We start from the raw sequence: 6,969 nt of genomic DNA on the forward strand, positions 1-6,969 counted from the left end.
TCGCGGTCATTTTGCGCGAGAGACCTACTCCCCGGCAGGGCCCTCGACAAGGTTCTTCCAAGGTTCTTCATGGACGCTCAGGAATCGAGCCGCCAGTCGATGGGCTTGAGGCCCTTCCCGGCCAGCCAGGCGTTGGCGCGGCTGAAGGGATGCGTGCCTCTGAAGTCGTTGAGGCGATTGAGGGGGGAGGGGTGCCCGGCCTCGATCACGAGATGCTTGGTGCGGTCGACGAGGGCGGCCCGCTTGCGAGCCGGACCACCCCAGAGCAGGAAGACGACGGCGGGCTGCTGCGCGGAGATCGCGGCGATGGCCTGATCGACCAGTTCCGACCAGCCGAATTTCATATGGGCTCCGGATTTTCCGGCCTCCACCGTCAGTGCCGTGTTGATGAGCAGCACCCCCTGCTTCGCCCATTTCGTCAGGTCGCCGGATTTCGGCATGGGCGCATCGAGATCCGCCGCCATCTCGGCCAGAATCGTGCGCAGCGACGCGGGCAGGCGTCGTGCCCCGCGATAGGAAAAGGCGAGGCCATGGGAATCGCCCGGGGTGGGATAGGGGTCCTGGCCGAGGATCACGACCTTGACCCTGTCGAGCGGGGTCAGCGTCAGGCTCGTGAAGACCGCCTCGGGCGGGGGAAGCACATGGCCTCCTTCCGCGATCACCGCATCGACCTTCGCGGCCACCCGGTCTGCGGCGCCGTCCCGGAAGAAGGGGAGCGTGAGCCAGGATGCCACCTGCTGGTTTCGGCGGAACTCCGCAAGGGCTTTGGTGATGGGACCGGTCATGGAAAGCCGTGCCTGTAGGAGAGGGGGAACGCAGTTTCGAAGGACCGAAGGTCTCTAGCCCACATCGATGAAAATGGCATCATCCCGCGCCGTCCTTCTGTGCGGGGAGGTCATCGACAGGATGTGGCTTCTGTGACACGTTTCCTGTCTAGGCTGCCGGCCGTTCGCCGCGGGCGCCGCCTGATATGAGGACCCATGATGATGTTGATGAGCCGACCCTCCGCTGCCTTGCGCGCCGGTTTCCTTGGACTGTCCCTGCTTCTCTCCGGCTCCGCCCTGGCGCAGGAGGCCGTGACCCTTCGTTTCGTCCAGACCAACGACATCGACCGCATGAGCCCCGAGAAGGGGCGTGGCGGATTTGCCCGGCTCGCGACCGTGATCAAGGAGGAGAAGGCCAAGGGCAATGCCTTCTTCGTCCACGCGGGCGACACCCTTTCGCCGTCGCTGCTGTCGGGCTTCGACAAGGGCGCGCATATCATCGATATCCTCAACCACATGGGCGTGGATGCGATGGCGCCGGGCAACCATGAATTCGATCTCGGCCCCGACGCCTTCCGGGCCCGCATGGCGGAGGCCAAGTTCGACGTGCTGGCCACCAACATCATCGACGGCAACGGGCTGCCGGCCAACACCAAGCCCGACAAGATGGTCGAGGTGCAGGGCGTCAAGATCGGCTTCTTCGGCCTCACCACCGAGGAGACGCCTATCGCGTCGAGCCCCGGCGACATCAAGTTCGCGTCCACCATCGACACGGCGCGCGCCAAGGCCAAGGAGCTGCGCGAGAAGGGGGCCGACATCGTCGTCGCCGTTGCCCACACGCCCCTGGAAGTGGACATGATCATCGCCCGTTCCGCCGGCGTCGACGTGATCATCGGCGGTCACGACGAACATCTTCTGGCCTTCTACGACGGCAAGGTGGTTCTCTCGGAATCGGAATCGCAGGGTAATTACATCAACGTGATCGAGCTGGCCGTCACCAAGACGACGAAGGACGGCAAGACCAGTGTCGCCTGGACGCCCAAATTCCGCATCCTCGACAGCGCCGACGTGAAGCCCGATCCGGAGATCGAGGCGGTTGTGAAGGGCTACGAGGACAAGCTCTCCAAGGAGCTGGATGTCGAGATCGGCCTGACCGAGACGCCTCTCGACAGCCGCCGCGCCACGGTTCGCGGCGGCGAGGCGGCCATGGGCAACCTGATCGCCGACGCTCTCAAGGCCTCCGTCGGAGCCGATGTGGCCATCACCAACGGCGGCGGCATCCGCGCCGACAAACAGTACACGGCGGGGCAGAAGCTGACCCGGCGCGACATCCTGGCCGAGATGCCCTTCGGCAACACCACCGTGCTGCTCGAACTGAAGGGCGAGCAGCTCAAGGCGGCGCTGGAGAACGGCGTCAGCCAGGTGCGTGAGCTCGGCGGCCGCTTCCCGCAGGTGTCCGGCATCGTGGCCGAGGTCGACCTGAAGGAGCCGGTCGGCAGCCGCGTGAAGTCGGTGAAGATCAACGGCGAGCCGCTCGACCCTGCCAAGACCTACAAGATTGCCACCAACGACTTCATGGCCCGCGGCGGCGACGGCTATCGGGCATTCACCGGCGCCAAGTCGCTCATCGACGTCTCGGCGAGCCAGCTCATGGCGAGCCAAGTGATCGAGTACGTGGCCAAGGCCGGGAAGGTCGCTCCCAAGGTCGAGGGACGCGTCGTCCTGCGCTGATTCTCCCGCATCGGCCATGCGCCGGGGCTCCCACGGAGCCCCGGCGTTTCTTTTTCAAGGGGGAGAGGGCTATAATTTATTTCTCCATCTCTCGCCGATGCTGTGCCATGTTTGCCCGCCTGACGCGAATCGTAGCACTAACACGACCTGTATCATTGCAGTTTTCACCGCGCCCAGAGCACCCGAGCCTATCGGTCAAGCGCCGCCGCCAGCGGCTGGCGCGGGGCCGCTTGACCTTGATCATGGGCCTCTTCGGGGTCGCCTTCATCCTCCTTACCTTCGGCTACATCGCCTGGGAGCAGCGCAATCGGCTGATCCAGCGCAACGAGGAGGACATCGCCAGCAACGCTTATTTCCTGGCGGATCATACGGCCCGGCTTCTCGAGGTCACCGATCTGACCCTCAGGCAGCTGGCGGCGCAATTCGATGGGGCGAATTGGGACCAGATTTCGACCTCCCGCATTCACTGGCAGCAACTCAGGACCGTCAAGGAATCGCTGCCATATTTCGACAATCTCTGGCTCAACGATTCCACGGGACGCCTGCGGCTGACGACCGCAGTGTTTCCGGCGCCGACCTCCAATGTGTCGGACCGGGATGCCTTCCAAGCGCAGATCCAGGCGGGCGAGGGGCTTTACGTCGGTGAGCCGATCATTGGGAAGGTCACGCAGCGGCCGACCTTCATGATCAGCCGCCGCCTCACCGGCCCAGACAATTCGTTCCACGGCGTCGTCTCGGCCACTGTAGCGTTGTCCTATTTCGAGACCTATTGGGGCAAGCTGCGCCTGCCGAAAGGCAGTCGCGTCACATTGTTGCGCGCCGCGGACGGCAAGCTCATCGCCCAGTTGCCGCTGCCCGCCGACGGCTTGTCGTTCGCGCCCATCGACAAGGCTGCTCTCGACCGGGCGGTCGAGCGTAGCCGCGTCTCCGGCATCTACCCGTTCCGCAGCAACGGCGAAGAGCGGACGGGAGCCTATCGCCGTGTCGGCGAGCTGCCGCTCTACATCAACGTCAGCATTCCCAACGATGCCTATTGGGGGCCGTGGACGGTCCAGATGAAGCTCTACGGCGCCTTTGCGCTGATTGCTCTTCTCGCCCTGGCGGCGCTCACGTCCCTTGCGTCCCAGCAGTTCCGGGAGCAGGCGGCCAACGAGGCCCTGCTGCAGAAAGAAGTTGCGCTTCGCACCAGCGAATTGCAGGCGGAAACGGCCGCGCTGGAAGTGCTGAACCGGACGGGCCGCGCGCTTGCGGCCGAGCTCGATGTGGACCGGTTGATCGAGAACGTGGTCGAGGCGGCCGTGCTGCTCACGGGCGCGCAAGCCGGTGCCTATTTCTCCAATGCCGACGACCCCTCCGGAGCCGATGCGCGCACGGAAGAATATGGGCTTTACACCTCGGGCGGAGCCCGTACGGCCTTCGCGAAACTGCCCAGCGACAACATCTGCAGAACCGTGTTCGAACAGGGCCGGGTCATCCGGTTCGACGATATTGCCGACCATCCGGAATTCGGGTCCTCGGGCGATACGTCCGATCCTCAGGACGGTGCCAGAGTCCGCAGCGTCATGGCGGTCCCGGTCTCCTCGCGGAATGGGCAAATCCAAGGATTGCTGCTGTTCGCGCACGAGCGCGCGGGGGCGTTCACCGAGCGCGCCGAACGCCTCGTGACGGGCCTTGCCGCGCAGGCGGCCATCGCTCTCGAAAACGGTCGCCTCTACAGCGAGGCACAGCACGAGATCGAGGAGCGCAAGCAGGCGCAGAACCAGCAATCCTTCCTGATCCGCGAGCTGCACCACCGGGTCAAGAACACGCTTGCCACCGTTCAGGCCGTCGTGGGCGCGACGGCGCGTTCGACATCGAGCATCGACGATTTCTACAAGGCCTTCGTGGGGCGTATCGTTTCACTCGCCAATACCCATTCCCTGCTGACCGAGGCCTTGTGGCAGACGGCCCCCTTGCGCGAGATCCTCGAGAAGGAGCTCAAGCCCTACAACGATGCGAGAGGGGAGCGGATTACACTCGAAGGCCCCGCAGTGGAGCTGCCCTCCGAGATCGCGGTTCCCATCGGCATGGCCGTCCATGAGCTGACGACGAATGCCGCGAAATACGGCGCTCTCTCCGTGCGCAACGGTAAGGTTTCCGTCTCATGGGACGTGCATGGAGAGGACGGCGAGAAGCGGCTCGCCATGGTCTGGCGGGAGCGCGGCGGCCCCATTGTCGCTCCGCCTGAGCGCCAGGGCTTCGGTTCGCGTCTGTTGCATCGCGTTCTGACCACGCAGCTCAACGCCCAGGTCAATGTCGATTATCAGCCGACCGGGCTGCGCGTCGCCATCGATGCGCCGCTCAAGGCCACCGCCAACCTGAGCCCGCCGATCTCGGCGCAGGCCTGACCCACGCCAAAGTGAAACAGAACGCATTGGCGTAACGGGGAAAAAGCCACTATCTAGGGCCCATTCGGAGCGCGGTCCTCCCCGGACCCTGTTGCCAAAGGGCTTTGATCGATGAACGAACGTGTGAGCATGACCGAGACCAGCCCAGGCGTGTGCCCGGTCGACCACCCGCCCGTGAAGGCGGGCCGGATCGGCGTGCTTCTGATGAATCTCGGAACGCCGGAAGGCACCACCTACTGGCCGATGCGGCGCTATCTGAAGGAGTTCCTCTCCGACCGCCGCGTGATCGAGACGCCGCGGCTGCTCTGGTGGCCGATCCTCAACCTGATCATCCTCACCAAGCGCCCGGGCCCGAAGGGGCGCGATTACGCCTCCATCTGGAACAACGAACTGGACGAGGGCCCGCTCAAGACGATTACGCGCAGCCAGGCCGAGAAGGTGACGGCGCATCTGAAGAGCATCGCAGGGGACAGGATCACCGTCGACTGGGCCATGCGGTACGGCAAGCCCGAAGTGCGCGAGCGCATCCAGGCGCTGCTCGATCAGGGCTGCGACCGCATCTTGCTCGTCCCCCTCTATCCGCAATATGCCGCGGCGACGTCCGCGACCGCCTGCGATCAGGCGTTCCGGGCCCTGATGGACATGCGCTGGCAACCGACGGTCCGCGTCTCGCCGCCTTACCACGACGATCCGGTCTATATCGAATCCGTCGTCGCTTCGATGAAGCAGGAACTCGCCAAGCTCACCTTCGAGCCGGAGGTGATCCTCGTCTCGTTCCACGGCGTGCCGAAGGAATACCTGCTCAAGGGCGACCCCTATCATTGCCAATGCGTGAAGACCTGGCGCCTGATGCGCGAGGCCTTCGGCTGGCCGGCGGACAGGTTCCGCATGAGCTTCCAGTCGCGGTTCGGAACGGCGGAATGGCTTCAGCCCTATACGGACAAGACCGTGGAGGCGCTGGCGAAGAGCGGCGTCAAGCGCATGGCCATCGTTGCGCCCGGCTTCTCCGCCGATTGCCTCGAAACGCTGGAGGAGCTCGACGGAGAAAACCGCGAAATCTTCATGCACAACGGCGGCGAGGAGTTCGCCTATCTGCCTTGCCTCAACGACAGCCCTGAAGGCATGCGCGTGATCAACCACATCGTGGAGCGTGAGCTCCAGGGGTGGATCTGATGGCGTGGATCTGACGGCGCGGATCCGATCAATCGGCGAAGCCGACGCGGATACGCCGGTTTTGCTTGCCCTTGTTGTCGACCTTGAGAATGCGGACAGGGCGCGCCTGCCCTGTCGATGCCAGGTGCGTTCCGCCACAGGCCTGACGGTCGAGGCCCGCGATCTCGACGATGCGCACCGATCCATCCTCCTGCGGCGGGGGAGAGACGGATTTGCTGCGAAACAGCCCGGGCTCGGCCTCGGCTGCCGCCCACGGCATGGAGAAGGTGCGGATGGCGAGGTCCTGGCGGATCACGTCGTTGATAGGTCCGTCCAGCGCCCGCAGCCTGTCGGGATCGGCGCCCGGCAGATCGAAGTCCACGCGGAAGGTGCCATCTGCGGAGAGCTGCGCGCCCGTCAGCAGCGCGCCGCCGAAATCTCTGTAGACAATGCTGTTGAGCACGTGCGCCAGCGTGTGCAGCTCGCACATGAGCCAGCGGAACCGCGGCTCGACCTCGGCCCGCACAGGGCCTTCGACGGTGACGGGTTCCGCAAGGATATGCCAGAAGCCTTTCGCATCGGGCTCGAGGCGCTCGACAGACACCACGCCACCCGACCAATGGATGGATCCTCTGTCCGCGAGCTGCCCGCCTCCACCCGGAAAGAAGGGCGACTGCGCCAGCAGGACCGCTCCGGGACGCGTGTCGATCACAGGGACATCGAGTTCAAGCCGATCCGGGTGATCCTGGCAGTAATAGCGCGGCATGGCTGGCCTCGGAAATAAGGAGCGAGAATAGCAGTTCGGCTCGAATCCACTAGTCCTTTGCCACAGGGATCATGCAGGATAGAGCCGCCGTAGTTTGGAGCGAGCCTGCGTGGTGGTGAAATGCCAATGCGCCTTGGCTCTGTTGCGATTGCGCTCGGCTTCCCAGGCG

Annotated in this window: 5 protein-coding genes; 3 read left to right on the top strand and 2 right to left on the bottom strand. The window is 64.6% G+C overall.

What is annotated here, in order from left to right:
• Positions 1 to 77: 77 nt before the first annotated feature.
• Entirely contained in the window at positions 78 to 785 is a 708-nt protein-coding gene (gene ung, locus ACS5Q0_RS22720) for a uracil-DNA glycosylase (protein WP_473128931.1), read from the bottom strand.
• A 207-nt stretch (positions 786 to 992) separates the two neighbouring features.
• Here ung and ACS5Q0_RS22725 point away from each other — a divergent pair, with 207 nt between their 5' ends.
• The 3 genes from ACS5Q0_RS22725 to hemH all read left to right on the top strand — a co-directional run bounded on the left by ACS5Q0_RS22725 (position 993) and on the right by hemH (position 6,055).
• The gene (locus ACS5Q0_RS22725) at positions 993 to 2,495 is read left to right on the top strand and encodes a bifunctional metallophosphatase/5'-nucleotidase (RefSeq protein WP_473128932.1); all 1,503 of its coding nucleotides are present in this window, start codon (positions 993 to 995) and stop codon (positions 2,493 to 2,495) included.
• Between the two features lie 230 nt (positions 2,496 to 2,725).
• Positions 2,726 to 4,882, top strand: a complete 2,157-nt coding sequence (locus ACS5Q0_RS22730; RefSeq protein WP_473128933.1) for an HWE histidine kinase domain-containing protein — start codon at positions 2,726 to 2,728, stop codon at positions 4,880 to 4,882.
• Between the two features lie 111 nt (positions 4,883 to 4,993).
• On the top strand, positions 4,994 to 6,055 hold the full coding sequence (hemH, locus tag ACS5Q0_RS22735) for a ferrochelatase (protein WP_473128934.1): 1,062 nt from the start codon (positions 4,994 to 4,996) through the stop codon (positions 6,053 to 6,055).
• Positions 6,056 to 6,083: 28 nt separating this feature from the next.
• Here hemH and ACS5Q0_RS22740 read toward each other — a convergent pair whose 3' ends face one another.
• Complete coding sequence (locus ACS5Q0_RS22740; RefSeq protein ID WP_473128935.1) at positions 6,084 to 6,800, bottom strand: alanyl-tRNA editing protein; 717 nt, start codon at positions 6,798 to 6,800, stop codon at positions 6,084 to 6,086.
• Positions 6,801 to 6,969 lie beyond the last annotated feature (169 nt).

The sequence above is a fragment of the Microvirga sp. HS2 genome, from assembly GCF_055792805.1.

Excerpts from the sequence above, each read along its gene's own strand:
- ung (WP_473128931.1), bottom strand. The coding sequence starts at position 785 with ATGACCGGTCCCATCACCAAAGCCCTTGCGGAGTTCCGCCGAAACCAG.
- ACS5Q0_RS22725 (WP_473128932.1), top strand. The coding sequence starts at position 993 with ATGAGCCGACCCTCCGCTGCCTTGCGCGCCGGTTTCCTTGGACTGTCC.
- hemH (WP_473128934.1), top strand. The coding sequence starts at position 4,994 with ATGAACGAACGTGTGAGCATGACCGAGACCAGCCCAGGCGTGTGCCCG.
- ACS5Q0_RS22740 (WP_473128935.1), bottom strand. The coding sequence starts at position 6,800 with ATGCCGCGCTATTACTGCCAGGATCACCCGGATCGGCTTGAACTCGAT.